The organism is Pseudomonas fluorescens (assembly GCF_001623525.1).
In the GTDB taxonomy this organism is placed as follows: domain Bacteria; phylum Pseudomonadota; class Gammaproteobacteria; order Pseudomonadales; family Pseudomonadaceae; genus Aquipseudomonas; species Aquipseudomonas fluorescens_Q.
This window is the reverse complement of record NZ_CP015225.1, coordinates 3,278,104-3,294,102: the sequence shown is the minus strand read 5'-3', so window position 1 is coordinate 3,294,102 and position 15,999 is coordinate 3,278,104. Positions and strand designations below refer to the sequence as shown.

Annotated in this window: 20 protein-coding genes and 2 pseudogenes; 10 read left to right on the top strand and 12 right to left on the bottom strand. The window is 59.7% G+C overall.

The genetic code is table 11. The features are described from left to right. Positions 1–9: 9 nt before the first annotated feature. The 4 genes from TK06_RS14095 (at position 10) to TK06_RS14080 (ending at position 3,276) form a co-directional block, all read left to right on the top strand. Positions 10–627 (top strand): TPM domain-containing protein, encoded by a 618-nt coding sequence (locus TK06_RS14095; protein WP_063322572.1) that lies wholly within the window; start codon positions 10–12, stop codon positions 625–627. A gap of 294 nt (positions 628–921) precedes the next feature. Next, a complete protein-coding gene (locus tag TK06_RS14090) occupies positions 922–2,139 on the top strand; it encodes a class I SAM-dependent methyltransferase (protein WP_063322571.1) in 1,218 nt (405 codons plus the stop codon). Between the two features lie 129 nt (positions 2,140–2,268). Beyond that, positions 2,269–2,850, top strand: coding sequence for a DJ-1/PfpI family protein (locus TK06_RS14085; RefSeq protein ID WP_063322570.1), 582 nt, complete (start codon positions 2,269–2,271; stop codon positions 2,848–2,850). Between the two features lie 81 nt (positions 2,851–2,931). Next, complete coding sequence (locus tag TK06_RS14080) at positions 2,932–3,276, top strand: YegP family protein (RefSeq protein WP_063322569.1); 345 nt, start codon at positions 2,932–2,934, stop codon at positions 3,274–3,276. 166 nt (positions 3,277–3,442) lie between these two features. Here the strand turns inward: TK06_RS14080 and TK06_RS14075 are convergent, their stop codons facing one another. Further along, positions 3,443–4,462, bottom strand: a complete 1,020-nt coding sequence (locus TK06_RS14075) for a DUF4917 family protein (RefSeq protein WP_063322568.1) — start codon at positions 4,460–4,462, stop codon at positions 3,443–3,445. Positions 4,463–4,602: 140 nt separating this feature from the next. Between TK06_RS14075 and yiaY the strand changes: the two genes are divergently transcribed. Next, on the top strand, positions 4,603–5,751 hold the full coding sequence (gene yiaY, locus TK06_RS14070) for an L-threonine dehydrogenase (RefSeq protein WP_063322567.1): 1,149 nt from the start codon (positions 4,603–4,605) through the stop codon (positions 5,749–5,751). Between the two features lie 140 nt (positions 5,752–5,891). Here the strand turns inward: yiaY and TK06_RS14065 are convergent, their stop codons facing one another. Together TK06_RS14065 and TK06_RS14060 are read right to left on the bottom strand one after the other, a co-directional pair. Further along, entirely contained in the window at positions 5,892–7,055 is a 1,164-nt protein-coding gene (locus tag TK06_RS14065; protein WP_063322566.1) for an MFS transporter, read from the bottom strand. 13 nt (positions 7,056–7,068) lie between these two features. Next, positions 7,069–8,304, bottom strand: a complete 1,236-nt coding sequence (locus TK06_RS14060) for an aminotransferase class I/II-fold pyridoxal phosphate-dependent enzyme (protein ID WP_063322565.1) — start codon at positions 8,302–8,304, stop codon at positions 7,069–7,071. A 257-nt stretch (positions 8,305–8,561) separates the two neighbouring features. Between TK06_RS14060 and fos the strand changes: the two genes are divergently transcribed. Next, positions 8,562–8,975 carry a fosfomycin resistance glutathione transferase gene (gene fos, locus TK06_RS14055; protein ID WP_063322564.1) on the top strand — a complete coding sequence of 138 codons (414 nt, stop codon included), beginning with the start codon at positions 8,562–8,564 and terminating at the stop codon, positions 8,973–8,975. 29 nt (positions 8,976–9,004) lie between these two features. Here fos and TK06_RS14050 read toward each other — a convergent pair whose 3' ends face one another. Both TK06_RS14050 and TK06_RS14045 read right to left on the bottom strand, forming a co-directional pair. Further along, the gene (locus TK06_RS14050) at positions 9,005–9,289 is read right to left on the bottom strand and encodes a type II toxin-antitoxin system RelE/ParE family toxin (RefSeq protein ID WP_057449709.1); all 285 of its coding nucleotides are present in this window, start codon (positions 9,287–9,289) and stop codon (positions 9,005–9,007) included. Beyond that, the gene (locus TK06_RS14045; protein WP_063322563.1) at positions 9,279–9,518 is read right to left on the bottom strand and encodes a CopG family ribbon-helix-helix protein; all 240 of its coding nucleotides are present in this window, start codon (positions 9,516–9,518) and stop codon (positions 9,279–9,281) included. The genes TK06_RS14050 and TK06_RS14045 overlap by 11 nt, the downstream gene beginning before the upstream one ends. A gap of 247 nt (positions 9,519–9,765) precedes the next feature. Between TK06_RS14045 and TK06_RS14040 the strand changes: the two genes are divergently transcribed. Next, positions 9,766–11,115, top strand: coding sequence for a sensor domain-containing protein (locus TK06_RS14040; RefSeq protein WP_063322562.1), 1,350 nt, complete (start codon positions 9,766–9,768; stop codon positions 11,113–11,115). A gap of 325 nt (positions 11,116–11,440) precedes the next feature. After that, the gene (locus TK06_RS14035; protein ID WP_063322561.1) at positions 11,441–11,944 is read left to right on the top strand and encodes a DUF4142 domain-containing protein; all 504 of its coding nucleotides are present in this window, start codon (positions 11,441–11,443) and stop codon (positions 11,942–11,944) included. A 96-nt stretch (positions 11,945–12,040) separates the two neighbouring features. Here the strand turns inward: TK06_RS14035 and TK06_RS14030 are convergent, their stop codons facing one another. Then, positions 12,041–12,445: a low affinity iron permease family protein gene (locus tag TK06_RS14030; protein WP_060738790.1), complete on the bottom strand. Its 405-nt coding sequence runs from the start codon at positions 12,443–12,445 to the stop codon at positions 12,041–12,043. A 176-nt stretch (positions 12,446–12,621) separates the two neighbouring features. Between TK06_RS14030 and TK06_RS32745 the strand changes: the two genes are divergently transcribed. Beyond that, positions 12,622–12,768 (top strand): hypothetical protein, encoded by a 147-nt coding sequence (locus TK06_RS32745; protein ID WP_170842355.1) that lies wholly within the window; start codon positions 12,622–12,624, stop codon positions 12,766–12,768. Between the two features lie 120 nt (positions 12,769–12,888). Here TK06_RS32745 and TK06_RS14025 read toward each other — a convergent pair whose 3' ends face one another. From TK06_RS14025 to TK06_RS14015, 5 genes and pseudogenes are all read right to left on the bottom strand, one after another. Beyond that, entirely contained in the window at positions 12,889–13,299 is a 411-nt protein-coding gene (locus TK06_RS14025) for a type II toxin-antitoxin system HicB family antitoxin (RefSeq protein WP_063322560.1), read from the bottom strand. A 40-nt stretch (positions 13,300–13,339) separates the two neighbouring features. Next, positions 13,340–13,516: pseudogene (locus tag TK06_RS30890) on the bottom strand (type II toxin-antitoxin system HicA family toxin); the annotation flags it as partial. Between the two features lie 269 nt (positions 13,517–13,785). Beyond that, the gene (locus TK06_RS14020) at positions 13,786–14,145 is read right to left on the bottom strand and encodes a helix-turn-helix domain-containing protein (RefSeq protein WP_063325151.1); all 360 of its coding nucleotides are present in this window, start codon (positions 14,143–14,145) and stop codon (positions 13,786–13,788) included. After that, positions 14,145–14,276, bottom strand: a pseudogene (locus tag TK06_RS30885) (type II toxin-antitoxin system HigB family toxin); the annotation flags it as partial. The pseudogene TK06_RS30885 and the gene TK06_RS14020, both read right to left, overlap by 1 nt. Positions 14,277–14,369: 93 nt before the next feature. Next, positions 14,370–14,999 (bottom strand): LysE family translocator, encoded by a 630-nt coding sequence (locus TK06_RS14015; RefSeq protein WP_063322559.1) that lies wholly within the window; start codon positions 14,997–14,999, stop codon positions 14,370–14,372. 145 nt (positions 15,000–15,144) lie between these two features. On the opposite strand from TK06_RS14015, the gene TK06_RS14010 reads away from it, so the two are divergent. Next, entirely contained in the window at positions 15,145–15,627 is a 483-nt protein-coding gene (locus TK06_RS14010; protein WP_063322558.1) for an Lrp/AsnC family transcriptional regulator, read from the top strand. Here the strand turns inward: TK06_RS14010 and TK06_RS33035 are convergent. Continuing rightward, the gene (locus tag TK06_RS33035) at positions 15,509–15,787 is read right to left on the bottom strand and encodes a DUF3077 domain-containing protein (RefSeq protein WP_238992631.1); all 279 of its coding nucleotides are present in this window, start codon (positions 15,785–15,787) and stop codon (positions 15,509–15,511) included. The two genes, TK06_RS14010 and TK06_RS33035, sit on opposite strands and share 119 nt — an antisense overlap. Positions 15,788–15,999 lie beyond the last annotated feature (212 nt).

Here is a 15,999-nt window from a genome sequence, read left to right as displayed (position 1 = left end):
TTTCTAACCATGGCATTACTGACTGAACACGAACAACGCAAGGTCGCCGAGGCCATCGCCCGGGTCGAGCGGCATACCGACGCTGAACTGGTCACGGTGCTGGCCGCCCGCGCCGACGACTACGCCTATATCCCGCTGTTATGGGCCAGCCTGCTGGCCCTGGTGGTGCCCGGCGTGGTCCATTACCTTTCCGGCTGGCTGACGATGCACAGCCTGTTGCTGGTGCAATGGGTCAGTTTCATTGTGTTGTGCCTGATGTTTCGCATCCCCAGGATCACCACGCATCTGATCCCCCGTTCCGTGCGTCACTGGCGGGCCTCCAACCTGGCGCGCCGGCAATTCCTCGAGCAGAACCTGCATCACACAGTGGGCAGCACGGGGATGCTGATCTTTGTCTGCGAGGCTGAGCGGTACGTGGAAATCCTGGTGGATGAAGGCATTTCCAAGCGCCTGGACAACACATGCTGGGATGCCATCGTCGCAGCGTTCACCCAGCAGGTTCGCCAGGGGCAGACGTTGCAGGGTTTCGTGACCTGCATCGAAGCTTGCGGCGAATTGCTCAAGGAGCACGTGCCGGTGACCCAGGAGCGCAATGAACTGCCGAATAGGTTGGTGGTGCTGGGCTAAAACTTCGGTCATGGCAAGAGCGCTTGTGTGGCGAGGGAGCTTGCTCCCGTTGGACCGCGAAGCGGTCCCCATCGGTTCTCTGTCGGACATCAACTTTTCCAGGCGACTGCTTCGCAGCCGAGCGGGAGCAAGCTCCCTCGCCACATGAACCCCGCTGCTTGCAACAACGTTGGTCATCGCGGAGGGGGCATTAGCCGAATTCGCACCGTCCGGGAAATTCTCCGTGCCCTCGCACCCCATCCCCCCTAAAATACCCGCCATTCTCCGATTCGCCCGCCCCGAGGCCGTTTGTTCATGTCCGCCACTGCAACCCCCGCCCATCACGCGCCGGATCACCATGCCCAGTTCATCGAGTTGCTGAAAACCAGTCTCGAACAGAATGCGTTCATCAAACTGGTGCTGGCCAAGTACGTAGGGGACGAAGCGGACCTCCAACGGCTGATCATCAAGCAACTGACGGTCAAGGACCAGCCGTGCCTGTCCTTCGTCTACCGCTACAAGACTCGCGATATCACCAAGAATTTCCCTGTAGCCGAAGGGGTGGAAACCATTGCCGGGCTGTTGCCGGCATCGTTCAAGAACGCACATTTGCTGGCGGTCACCGACGAGGCGCAGCTGGAGTACAGCAAGAAGGGCAAGAGCTCGTTGTTCAAGAGCAAGCCCCAGCAACTGCGGGAAGTGCCATCTGCCGAGCACAACCGTGAGAAAAATCGCTTCCTCGACCTGAACCGACCATTTTTGGCCGACCTGGGCGTGACCAACCACAAGCACGAGCTGATTCCGGCGATGTCGCGCAAGTGGAAGCAGATCAACAAGTTCATCGAGGTCTTCAGCCATGCGCTGACGTCGTCGCCGCTGGCCCTGGACAAACCGGTGCGGGTCTCGGATTTCGGTTCGGGCAAAGGCTACCTGACGTTCGCCATCCACGATTACCTGCGCAACACCTTGCAGGCCGAAGGCGTGGTGACCGGTGTCGAGCTGCGCGAAGACATGGTCAAGCTGTGCAACGAAGCTGCCGCGCGCCTGGAACACCCGGGCCTGAGCTTCCAGCACGGCGACGTGCGCAGCGTGGCGCCGAGCGCGGTGGACGTGATGATCGCCTTGCATGCCTGCGACATCGCCACCGACTACGCGATCCACATGGGCATTCGCTCGGGCGCCTCGATCATCATGTGCTCGCCGTGCTGCCACAAGCAGATTCGCCTGCAGATCCAGAGCCCGGCCTTGCTCAAGCCAATGCTGCAATATGGCCTGCACCTTGGCCAGCAGGCGGAAATGGTCACCGACAGCTTGCGGGCGCTGTTCCTGGAAGCGTGCGGCTACGAGACCAAGGTCTTCGAGTTCATCTCCCTTGAGCACACCAACAAGAACAAGATGATCCTCGCGGTCAAACGCGCCGAACCGGCGGACCCCACCGAGCTGCTGGCCAAGATCCAGGAGCTCGAGGCTTTCTACCACGTTACCGAGCATTGCCTCGAAACGCTGCTGCGGGCGGATGGCTATCTCGTCTGACATCACTGACATCCTGTGGGAGCGAGGTGCATCCCGTCAGGTAATCAGCGCTTATCCCTCATCTACCGACGTAGCGGGCTACCTTTAATGCGTTAACCACTTACGCAGCCCCCCAAAGGAGCCCTTCCCATGGCCGCCAAGAAAATCCTCATGCTGGTCGGCGATTACGTCGAAGATTATGAAGTCATGGTGCCGTTCCAGGCCCTGCAGATGATTGGCCACACCGTGCACGCCGTGTGCCCGGACAAAAACGCCGGGCAGACGGTGCGCACGGCGATCCACGATTTCGAAGGCGACCAGACCTACAGTGAAAAACCGGGGCACTTGTTTGCCCTCAACCATGACTTCGCCAACGTCCAGGCCGCCGACTACGACGCGCTGTTGGTGCCGGGGGGACGAGCGCCGGAATACCTGCGCCTGAATGAAACCGTCCTGCAACTGGTGCGCGATTTCGATCTGGCGGGCAAGCCGATTGCCGCGGTGTGCCACGGTGCGCAATTGCTGGCGGCGGCGGGCATTCTCGAAGGGCGTGAATGCAGCGCCTATCCGGCGTGTGCTCCGGAAGTCCGACTGGCGGGCGGGACCTATATCGACATTCCCGTGACCCAAGGCCATGTCCAGGGCAATCTCGCCACTGCACCGGCCTGGCCTGCGCACCCGAGCTGGCTGGCGGGTTTCCTGACGCTGCTGGGCACGGCCATCACATTGTAGTAATGCTGCACAGCGGACTGGCAGGGCAAGCGCGGCGGGTCTTTACTCTCGGAGCATGTCTTCATTGCCAGGAGAAAAATCATGTCCGGATGGTACGAAATCAGCAAAAGCAGCAGCGGCCAGTTTCGGTTTGTACTCAAGGCGGCCAACGCTGAAACGATTCTGACCAGTGAGCTGTACACCACCCGCAGCGGTGTCGAGGGTGGCATTGCTTCGGTGCAGAAAAACAGTCCGTTGGCCGAGCGCTATGAACTCAAGAACACCAAGGACGGCCATCCGTACTTCAACCTCAAGGCGGCCAACCATGAAGTGATTGGCAGCAGTGAAGCTTATTCATCGGACGCGGCCCGGGACAAAGGCATTGCCAGCGTCAAGGCCAACGGACCGACGACGGTGATCAAGGACAAGACCGTGGCGGCGCTCTGAATTCATCCCTGTGGCAGCGAGCTTCCCGTGGCGAGGGAGCTTGCTCCCGCTCGGCTGCGAAGCAGCCGTCATTTGCACGATGGGACTGCTTCGCAGTCCAGCGGGAGCAAGCTCCCTCGCCACGGTCATTCACTGAAGTCGGGTTTACAGGTCATGCCAGCACTGGCTAAACCTCCACCGGCACCGACAGCTTCGGATCGCCCAGCGGGTGGCTCTTTGCATCGAAGAAGCGCAATTGCACCTCCAGCCCCTGGAACACCTTGGCGTAATGCCGCTTCTGATGCTGGATGAACGCCTGGCTACGGGGATAGATCGAAATCGCCACGGTCTTCGGTGCGGCCAGGCGCAGGGCTTGCACGATGTGCTTGTCCTGCTCGCCCAGGGCATGGCCGAACAGGCACAGGTTGTCGCCGTGCTGCAGCAACTGGTCGTAGCAGAACGACAGGTAATCGCTGCTGCGGATGGTCTTGAGTTTGTCCTGGCTTGGGCCTTCGTTGACGAACAACGGCACGTCGTCGAGGGTCTTGATCGTGTTGTTGATGGCGAAACTGCCCAGCAAGGTGCCTTCGGTGGAGGTGAGCTTGCGCGCCGTGCCGTCCTGGTTGCGCACCAGGTGCAGGCCGCCGTGCAGGTACAACAGGCGTGGTTTGTCGGTGGTCGCCTGGCTCAGGTCGAAATGGTGATCATCGCCGAAGAACAGGTCGCTGATGTTCTCGGGCGCCTGCTGGATCGCCCAATGGTTGAGCAGGTCGTAGTTGGTGGTGAACACCGTGCGGTAGCGGCTCAGCTCCTGGTTGAGCGTCGCCAGGGTCGAGGGTTGCACCAGGCGCCATGGGATGTGCACCGCATGCACAGTGTTGATCAGTGCTTCCTTGATCGCGTAATAGCGATTGCGCGGCGCGGCGGAGCTGACAGCCAGGGCCTTGTTGACCCGACTGGTGGTTTTAAGCGCAGCGAGGACCTGCTCGAAACTGCGCGTCTGCATCGCATCGAACACGCTCAGCTCCGACGGGCTCAGGGGTTTCTCCTCGACGGTGCGGGCGTTTTCGAACAGCGAGTCATAGCCGAAATCATCCCACACTGCGCGGCTGGCCCCATTGCCCACCAACAGGCCGCTGAAGGCGGTGTCGGCGCGCAAGGCCTCCCAGTCTTCGAGCCGGGTGTCGTATTCCTGGAAATCGGTCATCGCAAGGATCATCTCAAAACGTGGCAAAGGCAGGGCGCGACTTTATCACGACCCAGTCTTGAGCCAGATCAAGATGCGTCATGACTAGTCGGTCATTCTGTAGGCCCTGCCGATCCGGCCTCAACCAGGAGCGTGACCCCATGAGCAGCACTTTTTTCATTCCCGCCGTGAACATCATGGGGCTGGGCTGCCTCGATGAAGCGATGACCGCTATCCGCAACTACGGCTTTCGCAAAGCCCTGATCGTCACCGACGTGGGGCTGGCCAAGGCCGGCGTCGCCACCAAGGTGGCCGAATTGTTGGCGATACAGGACGTCGACTCGGTCATTTTCGACGGCGCCAAGCCCAACCCAAGCATCGCCAACGTCGAGCTCGGGCTGGGGCTGCTGAAGGAGAGCCAGTGTGATTTCGTCGTGTCGCTGGGTGGCGGTTCGCCCCACGACTGCGCCAAGGGCATTGCCCTGTGTGCCACCAACGGCGGGCAGATTCGTGACTATGAAGGCGTCGACCGTTCGAGCAAGCCCCAGCTGCCGCTGATCGCCATCAACACCACGGCGGGCACCGCCAGCGAAATGACCCGTTTTTGCATCATCACCGACGAGACACGCCACGTGAAAATGGCGATTGTCGATCGCAATGTCACCCCATTGATGTCGGTGAACGACCCGGCGCTGATGGTGGCGATGCCCAAGGGCCTGACAGCCGCCACCGGCATGGATGCACTGACTCACGCGATCGAGGCTTATGTCTCCACCGCCGCCACCCCCATCACCGATGCCTGTGCCCTGAAGGCCATCACCCTGATCAGCAACAACCTGCGCCTGGCCGTGCGTGACGGCAATGACCTGACCGCGCGGGAGAACATGGCCTACGCGCAGTTTCTCGCGGGGATGGCGTTCAACAATGCATCGCTGGGTTTCGTGCACGCGATGGCGCACCAGTTGGGTGGCTTCTACGACCTGCCTCATGGTGTGTGCAACGCGGTGCTGTTGCCTCATGTGCAGAGCTTCAATGCTTCGGTATGCGCCGTTCGCTTGACCGACGTGGCCCATGCCATGGGCGCCGATACACGCGGTTTCAGCCCGGAAGAGGGAGCCCGGGACGCCATTGCGGCGATCCGCAAACTGGCCCTTGACGTGGACATTCCGGCCGGTTTGCGTGACCTGGGTGTACGCCTCAACGACGTACCGGTGCTGGCCGCCAACGCCTTGAAAGACGCCTGCGGCCTGACTAACCCACGGGCGGCGGACCAGCGGCAGATCGAAGAGATTTTCCGCAGCGCGTTCTAAGCTTTGTATGAAAAGTCGCCGAGCGGCGATCAGGCAAGGCGAAAACAGGCGAGGAAGCGGAGTTGACTGGTTGTCAATGAGCATTCCGAGCCTGTTTTCAACGCAGCATGATCGTCGCGCAGGCACTTTTCGTACAAAGCCTAAGCGACCCGGGGTGGCACGAACTTCACACAGAGCATCGCCGCCGCCCCCAACAGTGCGCATAACGCCGCCAGCGGCCAGGCCTGTTGGCTCAACAACAGGCTGGCCATGGCACCGATCACCGAGGCCATCAATTGGTGCAGGAACCCACTCAACGCCATGGCGTAAGCGCCGGCTACCGGTGAGCCTTCGTTGGCCAGGGACAGGCTGATGGGGTAGATCAACGACTGGCCAAACACCGCGAAGCAATACGGCAGCCAGAAGAGCAGCGCGACACTGCTCAAGGTGAGGCTGCCTGCCAGCATGCTCATGCTCCCGCCCAGCACCAGGGCAATGCCCCAGCCCATCATTCGCCGTTGACCGGTACGCAGTACAAAAGCATTCACCACCAACGCCCCAAGCAAGTACGCCGCACTGACCGGCCAGCCCAGCAGGCCGTATTCAATGGGTGACCAGTGGAAGCTTTCCTGCAGGATCAGTGGCGCGGCGGTGTTGAAGGCGACGATCACGCCGTAACCCAGCCCACCGGCCAAGGCCGGCAGCAGGAACGCGCGTTGTCGCAGGATGTGCCCGTAGATGCCCCACGCCGATTGCCCGTTGCCGGTTTGCACCAGCACCGGGAACCTGGCCCGGGACACCGCCGCTGCCATGGCCAGGCTGACGGCGCCCAAGCCTTGGAAAATCGCCTCCCAGCCGAAAACGGCCTGGATCAGCGAGCCCAGGTACTGGCCGATACCGAGGGCAATCACAAAGGCGATCGATATCCATGACAGTGCCTTGGCCAACAGGTCGCCGCTGAAACTGTCCCGAATCAGTACCCGCGCCATCACCGAGATACCGCTGGCACCGATGCCCTGGATCAACCTGAGCGTCAGGAACGCCTCCACGGTTGTGCCCAGCGGCAGGGCCAGGTTGCCCAAGCCGTACAACCCCAAGGCCGCCAGCAAGACCGGCTTGCGCCCCAGCCGTTGGCTCAGGCTGCCCCACAGCAACATGGGCAGCGCCATGCCGATCAGGTACACCGACAAGCCCCAGGAAACCCGGGACGCATCGGCGCCCAGGTCCCGGGCGATATCGGGCAGGGCCGGCAAGTAGATGCTCATGCCCAGTTGGGCCAGGAAAACGGTAGTGCAAGTGACGATCAGGGTTGTACGGTTCTTCATCGAGCGTCCTGTCTCAAGGGCGGATGTCACGCCCGTGGGTCAGCAGCAGTTCGGTGATCTTTTCGCAAAACGAGCGAATCACGTTCGGCTCCATGTCGGCGCGCAGGGTGATGCGAATGGCGGCTTTGCCTTGCGGCACCACGGGAAAAAAGACCGCTGAAGTGAAATACCCCAGTTCGGCCAGTTCGACGGCCAGGCTGTTGGCCAGGGCCGCTTCACCGCAGGGCACCATGCGGATTGCCATGGGATTGCCGCGCTGTTCAGTGCGCACGAGGCTGTCGAAGAAGCGGATATTAGCTTGCAAACGCTCCTGCAGGGCGCTGAATTCTCGACTGCGGTGCAGGCGTATCGACGCCATACCGGCGCCGATGGCCGCTGCGTTCAGGCTCTGGGACCAATTGCTCGGCCCACCGTAACGCTGCACCAGCGCTTTGTGCCGCTCGCTACCAAACATGACCATCCCGCCACTGGCCCCGAATGACTTGGCCAAGGACGCAACGATCAGGGTGCGTTCATCCACGGCCGGGACGCGCGAACGGACCAGGCCTGCGCCGGACTCCCCGACCGCAGACAGCGCGTGGGAGTCATCCAGATAAAGAAACAGGCCATAGCGTTGCTTGAGATACATCAGGCTGTCCAGGTCCGCCAATCCGCCCATGCTGTAGGCGCTGTCGGCCACGTACGCCACGCAGCGCTGGCGTTTGCACAGGTCTTCGATGAAGTCCATGTCGTTGTGCGGGCACGTGACGACCTGGGTTTCATCGGCACAGGCGGCCTTGCTGTGGTTCATCGAGTAATGGGCGTGTTTGTCAAACACCATGACCGGCGAACAATGGTTGGTGAATGCACCGCTGGCCAGCAGCGGCAGGATTCCGGCGCTTGCCGCACTGCACGACAGGGCACTGAGGCAACTGGCGCCAAACAGCTCCGACAATTGGGTTTCGTACTGGTCCAGGATCGCCAGTTTGCAGCGATTCCTTGAGTTGGCGACCCGCAGGGTCCCGGTTTCCCACAGGGCCGTCATGGCGCCGTCCAGCAATGCGGGGTGATAGTCCAGGCCCAGGTAGGACGTGGTACAGAAATGATGAAAGGTACGACCGTATTGGTCGACCAGCACATTGGGTGTCTTGACCTCGACATTCAGCCCTGAGACCTTTCCGGCTTCGGTGCCCTGCCAGTTCTGGTCTGCCAGGGAAATCACCTTGCGGTAGTGGGTGAAGTGATGGGGTGCTTGAGCGGTCTGGTTCATGGTGCGATTACATTCCTTGGTGAATGGTGCTGTCCGTGGGGTGTTTCGATAGCGGTGTGTTTCCAGACTTTACAGATTGTTGTGCAGGGCTTTGAATCGGCTGTTTCTGGCGTGTTTGAGTGTCACTGGAGAGTTCTGCGTAGGACTTTGCCTAGGGCCTTGGACGGGGAATCCGTCGGCGATGTCGGAGCTTGGAAGTACCCTGGGTTCGCCCCACGCCCACTGGGTTATCACTCTTTTCTGAAGGTGGTTTGCTGATGCTCTCAGGCCTCAATCATCTGACCCTTGCCGTCACCGACCTGGATCGCAGCGTGGGTTTTTATGGCGAGCTATTACAGTTGCGTCTCGAAGCCAAGTGGGACCGCGGGGCCTATTTGTCGCTGCCGGGTTTGTGGTTGTGCCTGGCTTTCGACCCATTGCGCCGGCCCCAGCCGGCGGCGGACTACACCCATTACGCTTTCAGCATCACTGCCGAGGATTTCCCGGCACTGGTGGCGCGGCTGAACGCGGCCCAGGTGTCATCGTGGCGCGACAACCGCAGCGAGGGTGATTCGTTCTACTTTCTCGACCCGGACGGGCACAAGCTTGAAGTACATGTGGGCGACCTGGCGTCGCGGTTGAAGGCTTGTCGGCAGGCACCGTATGCCGGTATGGCGTTTTTTACGGAGTGACGGGGCTGCGTTGAAGCGAGTGGCTGCACCTACCAGGCGTTGGGCGGCAATCGTCGCGTATGGAACAGTCGCAGGATTTGCACACGTCCGTGGCGAACGCGATAGGGAATCAGGTATGGGCGGTCGGGGACAACCCATTCACGGGTGCCAGCCAGGCGGCCTTCACGACCGGACGCAGGGAATTGAGCAAGTTGCTCGACGCTCATGAGAATTGCCTTGACGAAGTGCGCTGCTGCTTTTGGATTGTCCAGCGCAATATAAGCGGCTTCGTCGTCCAGATTCTTGAGGGCAGTACGCAGCCACTCAACCTGCATTGTTCATCCATTTTTCGGCAATCGTGCTGACATCCTCGGGACTCGCGAAGTCACCTGCATCTGCCTCATGCAAGGCTTCTTGGATTTCCTTGATCTGCCAGGCTTCACGGGCTAGGTATTCGCGTAGCGCATCGACGGCCAGGAATGATTTGCTGCGCCCGGTAGCCTTGGCCAATACCGCCAGGGTTTCGGCGACGTCATCGGGCAAGCGCAATGACATGATGGACATGACGATCTCGATGTAGTGGTTTGTAATACAACATACTACATCGTCCTTGAAGTGTGGCCAGTCCCGTTGGTCTCCATCGTTTGTGTGAATGTTCGCCCCGATATCGAGGCTCATCCTCTACAGTCTGATCCCCTGCGCTATCCTCATCGGTACAGGGGCGCATCGGTCTCGCTCGTTGTATCGGCGTCACGAACTGACGATCACCCGCTTCGCTCACCGCTGCATTATCCGGATGACCTCCAGCCCCATGGACACTCGAAGTTCCGCGCCGCTGGCCAGCTACATCGATCTTCTGCTGGACGCCGTGTGTGCCGTCGACGGCCAAGGGCGTTTCGTGTTCGTCAGCGCTGCCTGCGAACAGATCTTTGGCTACACGCCGCAGGAACTGATCGGCCAGCTAATGATCGACCTGGTGCATCCCGCCGACCGCCAGCGGACCCTTGAGGCGGCGCGGGAGATCATGGATGGCGAGCCCAAGCTCAATTTCGAGAACCGCTACGTGCGCAAGGATGGGCGGGTGGTGCACATCCTGTGGTCGGCGCGCTGGTCGCCGGCGGACCAACTGCGCATTGCCGTGGCCCGAGACATCACCGAACGCAAGCAGGCCGAGTCCCGACAGGCGGCGTTGTATGCGATTTCCGAGGCGGCCCATGCCGCGGCAGACCTGTTGGCGCTGTTCAAGCGCATCCACCTGATTATTGGCGAGTGGCTGCCGGCGCTGAATTTCTCGGTGGCGCTGTATGACGAACAATGTTCGCAGCTGAACTTCCCCTATCACGTCGATGATCGGGAAGGGCAGCCCGAGTTGCCAGGCACGGTCACTGGGCGTTTGTGCGCCGAGGTGATTCGCAGCGGCCAGCCGATCCTGCTGACGCCTGGTTGTAACGACTTGCCGCCGGGGTTCGATGACCTTGTAGCGCGGCCGGACGCGCCGTGTTGGCTGGGCGTGCCGCTAAATTCGCAGAGCGGTACGATTGGCGCGCTGATCGTCAAGAGTGCGCCGGACAACGTGCGCTACACCGAGCAGGACAAGGAACTGCTGCAATACGTCTGCGCACAGATCACCGTCGCCATCGAGCGCAAGCAGTTGCACGCCCGATTGCAGCACATGGCTCAGTACGATCAATTGACCCAGGTGCCCAACCGCGAATTACTCCGTGAACGGTTCAAGTGTGCATTGGCGACCGCTCGCGCGGCGTCCGGGCGCATGGCCTTGCTGTACATCGACCTGGACCGTTTCAAGCAGATCAACGACACCTATGGCCACGGGGTTGGCGACATGCTGTTACAAGCGGTGGCCAATCGTCTCAAGGGCTGTATCCGCGACACCGACACCGTGGCACGTATTGGTGGGGACGAGTTCGTGGTGCTGCTGCACAGCATCCAGGCCTTGGCGGATGCCCAACGCGTGCAGGAAAAAATCCGCCATGCATTGGCCCAGCCACTGCGCCTGGACGGGCACTGCCTAAGCATCGAACCGAGCATCGGCGTGGCCTGTTTCCCTGACCATGGCACTGAAGATGTTGCCCTGTTCCGCCACGCCGACGAGGCGATGTATGCCGCCAAACGCCAGAATCACAGGGCGTTCGGCATCTGAAAGCGCGCCACCGTTCGTCGTGGCACGAGCACCTTTCTCAAACCTTCAACCCGTATCCAATTCGAATATAAGAAGGGGGCTGCGCGCCCTGCATCCACGAATAGGGGGGGCCGGACCATGCCCGGTTCAAGCGGTATTTATCTGGCAAACATTGCTCATGATCGAACGAAGGTGTCCGAAGCGGGTCGCAGAAGTGGGAGAACCACCATCACGAGCGTCGATAGAAACCGTCGAAAGCCGGGTCGCACGTTTCGCTGTATTCATGGTTGGTTCTGATTCAACGGTGGATAAACCGCCAGAACTTTCATCAGAGGAGGGCGCGATCATGAGCCGTATGGCCAGTTTTTTTCGCACCACCAGTGTTGTCGTGTTGATGGGCCTGGGCGCCAACAGTGCCTGGGCCCAATCGCCTGCCGAATTCATCAACGATGCTTCCGCCAAAGGCATGGCCGACATCGAGACAAGTCGCATGGCCCACGGAAAAGCCGAATCCAGGGAGGTCAAGGACTACACCATCATGGTGATCAACGACCGCACCACGGCCAATCAACACTTGGCGAAGATCGCCAAGAAGCTCGACTTGCCTGTCGCCCCCCGGGAGGAGGTGGCTGACAAGGCCAAGGCCCTGATGCCGCAGGTCAAGGAAGGCGAGTCGTTCGAGGCTGCGTATGCCGCCACCCAGGTCAAGGCCACCGAGGAGGCCATCGCGCAGATCCAGCAGCAGGCCCAGACCACCGAAGTGCCGGAGATCAAGGCGTTTGCCGACGAAACCCTGCCCAAGTTGCAGACCCATCTCGAAATGGCCAGGGCGCTGCAGGCCAGCCGTTGATCTGCTGGATCTGCTTTGACATTCAGGACCGGGGCGCAAGCGTCCCGGTTGATTTTGCCCGCCGAAAAAAGGCCTGACAGCACGCGTGCACAGGCATCAGCACTGGTTCAGGTCGATTTTGTTTTTTTGTTCCAAGCCGTCAAGGCTCTTGGCCTCGTCTTTGCCCATGTCCTGGTAGTGCTTTCTCAGCGCTTCCAGTTGCTTGAGGTCCAGCGACTCGAGGCCGAGCATTGCGTTCTGTGCATCCTTGGTCGCCCGCAATAATTCGTCGACCTTGAGATGCAGGATGTCCGTATCGCGGTTCTGCGTATTCTGGATCAGGAACACCATGAGGAAGGTGATGATGGTGGTCGAGGTGTTGATGATCAATTGCCAGGTGTCGTTGAAACCGAAGAAAGGTCCGCTGGCTGCCCACAGTGCCAACAACACGATGGCCCCCAGGAATGTCTTGGGGCTCCCCGCCCAGAGGGCCAGTTTTTGAGCGATTTTTGCGAACGCCATTGCCGTGTTTCCTTATTGGATGCACCTGTCTGGTGTGACAGCAACGAGGCGGTGAAAATTCTACTTACATTTCAGTCGCCAGCATCCGTCGACGTTCATCGTCCGGCACGACGACAGTCGCAACCATTGCCGCTCTCGCAGGTCACTGCTCAAAGCCCTCGGCATCGGAGTACAACATGAATATCGCCCGCACTTTTTGCCTTGCCTGCTGCTTGTTCGCCCTGCAAGGCTGTTTCGACAACTCGGATAACGAGACCAAGGACAACACCGACGGCACCAAGTCTTCGGTGCAGATGCAGGAGTCCGGGGCGGAGAAAAAATAGCCGTCTGGCTGAGTCCTGTGGGAGCGAGCTTGCTCGCGATGGCGTCAGATCAGCAGCTTCCATGTTGGCTGACAGGGCGCTATCGCGAGCAAGCTCGCTCCCACAGGTGGTGGTGGCTTCTCACCGGCCTTGTTGCAACACCTTCAGCGCTGCCGAAGCCAGGAAGCCGGAGCGGCTCTTCTCTTCAGGATGGTGCAGCACGTATTCATCAATGCGATTCAGCAGATAGCCTGGCAACGTGATGTTGAGCTTCTGCGCCTTGCCCAGGTACTTGGTCACATCAATGTCCACCAGTGCCCAGGTGCAGCCGGCATATTTCGGATTGGCGGCGTGCAAGGTAACGGTGTTGGCCGGCGGAATCGGCGAGCCGTCTTCAGCCAGAATTTCAAAATGTCCCTCAATGGCCTCACGCGCCATTGCCATGGCCTCGTCGAGGTCGTCGCCTGCGGAAAAACACCCTGGGATATCCGGCACTTCAACCCCCCAGGCGTGCTTGTCATCGCCCATGAAAATCGCAATCGGGTAAAGCATATTCATCGTCCTCCGGGAACGTCGCGCAATGGGCCGGCTGAAGCAGCGCCTGTTGCAAAATACTGATGGCCGTTTTCTTGAGCAGGTCCTTCTTCGGATGAGGAACCGTGACCAATCCCGGTTTGGTCGGGTGCTTGAAGTGATGATGACTGCCCCGAACCCGCACCAGATACCAACCGTCTGCAATGATTTGGCTTATCAAGAATCGGCTATTCACAACACCTCCGTGTGGTGTGCTTGGTGGGTACTATACCTACTGAATTTTAATGATCAACACTATAACCACCAGGAGCGACACTGGTGGGTGGGTGAGTGGGTTGTTCCGAAGTGTAGAAGCCGCGCCTGGTAAGGACTGCGGGGGAGAGGGAGTGAGTTATTTCGGGATGTGATGAGGGTGGTAGTGACTAAAACGAGGACCTCAAAAACCGGTCACGATGGACCGATTCTATTTGAGATGTTGGTGGGGTTGGTCGATGCCGTCACGTGTTAGGCAACGTCCGCCAAAAGGCTCTCATAAGGGATTCGCAATCCATCGTGAAGGCGTTTAATCATCGCCAGACTCAGTTTGCGTTTGCGGTTCAGCACTTCAGATACACGCCCGCTCGAACCGAGGAACGGTTCCAAGTCGCGCGCGGTCAAGCCTTGCTGATCCATCCGGAATTTGATGGCCTCAATTGGATCGGAAGGCGGCATTGGGTAGTGCTCGTCCTCATATTTTTCGATCAGCAAGGCAAGGATTTCCAGCTCATCGCCTTCAGCCGAACCGACGTCAGCCCCCCAGAGTTGCTCGATGCGCGCAAAGGCTGCATTCAGATCATCTTGGTTGCGAATGGGTTTGATGTTCATCATACGGTCTCCGCATTGATTTGGTCGTACTGAGCATGGGTTCCGACGAACCGGACAAAACCGAGCTGGCGCTGATAGTCGATCGCCAGAATGATTCGGTATTTGTTACCGCCGAATAATGCCACGTGGCGAGGGAGCTTGCTCCCGCTGGGCTACGTAGCAGCCCCCGGTTTCAGCCCAGTTCGCCTCGCTCCAGGTGTCCGTCCGACCAGCTTATCCAGGCACTAGGCCTGCTGCACAAACGTCAGCCGCACCGCAAACCCAATCAAAAGACTCCCAAACAACCATTGCTGAACACGCTGGGCCGAAGGCGAGCGTTGAAGCCAGCGCCCAAGCGCGACACCTACCAGCGCGTAGGCGCTATCGAACAACAAACCCACGCTGACCAACACCACGCCCAGGGTCGCAAACTGTCCCAGCACCGGCCCGCCCTGCGGATCGATGAACTGCGGCAATAACACCGAGCAAAACAACAATGCCTTGGGGTTGAGCAGATTGGTCAGCAGACCGCGCCGAATCGCCTGGTACCAACGCCGTTTTCCGGCCTCGACACCGGCTCCTTCAAAACTCGGCAACAACGTGGTCCGCAGGCATTGAAAACCGATCCATAACAAATAGGCCGCCCCGGCCAGGCGCACCGCATCAAAGGTCCAGGGCGCGGTCTTGAACAATGCCGAAAGCCCCAATGCAGCCAGCGCGACATGACATCCCCGGGCAACGCCCAGGCCCACCGCCGTCGCCAGCGCCGCGCCCTTGCCCTGGCGGGCACCGGTTTGCAGCAGCAGGATCATGTCCGGCCCAGGCAGCACATACACCACCATCAAGGCCATCAGGAACAACCAGAGCTCTGCCATGCCACATCCCCCTTCATCGACGATTCGGTCGTGCCAGTCTAGGGCCGAAGGGCAGGGCAGGTGGTTGCGAAGTCAGCTTCTAAAGCTCAGGAAATTGGCATAACCTGCCATGTGCTCGTGTTATTCAATCGGGAAATGCCAATTCATGAAACTGGATGCCTTCGACCGCAAAATCCTCGCCGCGCTGCAACGCGATGGTCGCCTGAGCAATGTGCAACTGGCCGAAGAAATTGGCTTGTCCCCGTCACCCTGCCTGCGCCGCGTGCGGATGCTCGAAGACGCCGGTGTGATTCGTGGTTATCAAGCCATTCTGGATCGCGACGAAGTGGGCCTTGGGCTGACGATTTTTGTCGGGGTCAAGGTTGAACGGCATAACGACGAACAAGCCGAAGCGTTTCGCCAGGCCGTTACGGCGTTGCCGGAAGTGATCTCGGCGTTTCTGGTATCAGGCGAATCGGATTTTCTATTGCAAGTGGTGGTGCCAGACCTGCGGGCCTACGACCGATTCCTCACTGGGCGGCTGCTGAAACTGCCGGGTGTGAGTGATATCCGGAGCAATTTTGCGATTCATACGGTGAAGACGCCGGGGGCGCTGCCGTTGGGGCATCTGCCGGGGACTGAGCAATGAACGACACAAGTGGGCGGCCAAGATACAAAAAGCAAAGATCCGACGCCCGTTCCAGTGCCTCTTGGATGGGGAATCCGCCGTTGACCCGGAACAGCGCTCGATCAGCGGAATAGTTGAAGGGGGTGTAGTCGATGGTTTTTAGTTCAGTGTTTTCGTTCATGGCCTGCCTCTGTCGATCGAGAAACAGTAGGTTCGGGGCCTGAGCTTTGGCTGGTTTGAAAGTGATTTGATTTGCTGCGAGGTACGCATTGTCTAGCTCCCGTGAAGCGCGGTTGCTTGACTCGCGGGTTTCCAAGCCCCGATCGCTGATTTGCAGCGACGTCTGGAGAGTGGCTCGAAGGACAAGCGCAACAAGGCGAAACTCGCCGAAAA

Bases quoted from the DNA above. Each gene is read 5' to 3' on its own strand.
- TK06_RS14075 (WP_063322568.1), bottom strand. From the start codon at position 4,462: ATGACCGATTTCCAGGAATACGACACCCGGCTCGAAGACTGGGAGGCC.
- TK06_RS33035 (WP_238992631.1), bottom strand. From the start codon at position 15,787: ATGAACGAAAACACTGAACTAAAAACCATCGACTACACCCCCTTCAAC.
- TK06_RS14040 (WP_063322562.1), top strand. From the start codon at position 9,766: ATGGACACTCGAAGTTCCGCGCCGCTGGCCAGCTACATCGATCTTCTG.
- TK06_RS14080 (WP_063322569.1), top strand. From the start codon at position 2,932: ATGTCCGGATGGTACGAAATCAGCAAAAGCAGCAGCGGCCAGTTTCGG.
- TK06_RS14030 (WP_060738790.1), bottom strand. From the start codon at position 12,445: ATGGCGTTCGCAAAAATCGCTCAAAAACTGGCCCTCTGGGCGGGGAGC.
- TK06_RS14090 (WP_063322571.1), top strand. From the start codon at position 922: ATGTCCGCCACTGCAACCCCCGCCCATCACGCGCCGGATCACCATGCC.
- TK06_RS14065 (WP_063322566.1), bottom strand. From the start codon at position 7,055: ATGAAGAACCGTACAACCCTGATCGTCACTTGCACTACCGTTTTCCTG.
- TK06_RS14085 (WP_063322570.1), top strand. From the start codon at position 2,269: ATGGCCGCCAAGAAAATCCTCATGCTGGTCGGCGATTACGTCGAAGAT.
- TK06_RS14025 (WP_063322560.1), bottom strand. From the start codon at position 13,299: ATGCTTTACCCGATTGCGATTTTCATGGGCGATGACAAGCACGCCTGG.
- yiaY (WP_063322567.1), top strand. From the start codon at position 4,603: ATGAGCAGCACTTTTTTCATTCCCGCCGTGAACATCATGGGGCTGGGC.
- TK06_RS14020 (WP_063325151.1), bottom strand. From the start codon at position 14,145: ATGAACATCAAACCCATTCGCAACCAAGATGATCTGAATGCAGCCTTT.
- TK06_RS14060 (WP_063322565.1), bottom strand. From the start codon at position 8,304: ATGAACCAGACCGCTCAAGCACCCCATCACTTCACCCACTACCGCAAG.
- TK06_RS14010 (WP_063322558.1), top strand. From the start codon at position 15,145: ATGAAACTGGATGCCTTCGACCGCAAAATCCTCGCCGCGCTGCAACGC.
- TK06_RS14035 (WP_063322561.1), top strand. From the start codon at position 11,441: ATGAGCCGTATGGCCAGTTTTTTTCGCACCACCAGTGTTGTCGTGTTG.
- TK06_RS14095 (WP_063322572.1), top strand. From the start codon at position 10: ATGGCATTACTGACTGAACACGAACAACGCAAGGTCGCCGAGGCCATC.
- TK06_RS14045 (WP_063322563.1), bottom strand. From the start codon at position 9,518: ATGTCCATCATGTCATTGCGCTTGCCCGATGACGTCGCCGAAACCCTG.
- TK06_RS14050 (WP_057449709.1), bottom strand. From the start codon at position 9,289: ATGCAGGTTGAGTGGCTGCGTACTGCCCTCAAGAATCTGGACGACGAA.
- TK06_RS32745 (WP_170842355.1), top strand. From the start codon at position 12,622: ATGAATATCGCCCGCACTTTTTGCCTTGCCTGCTGCTTGTTCGCCCTG.
- fos (WP_063322564.1), top strand. From the start codon at position 8,562: ATGCTCTCAGGCCTCAATCATCTGACCCTTGCCGTCACCGACCTGGAT.
- TK06_RS14015 (WP_063322559.1), bottom strand. From the start codon at position 14,999: ATGGCAGAGCTCTGGTTGTTCCTGATGGCCTTGATGGTGGTGTATGTG.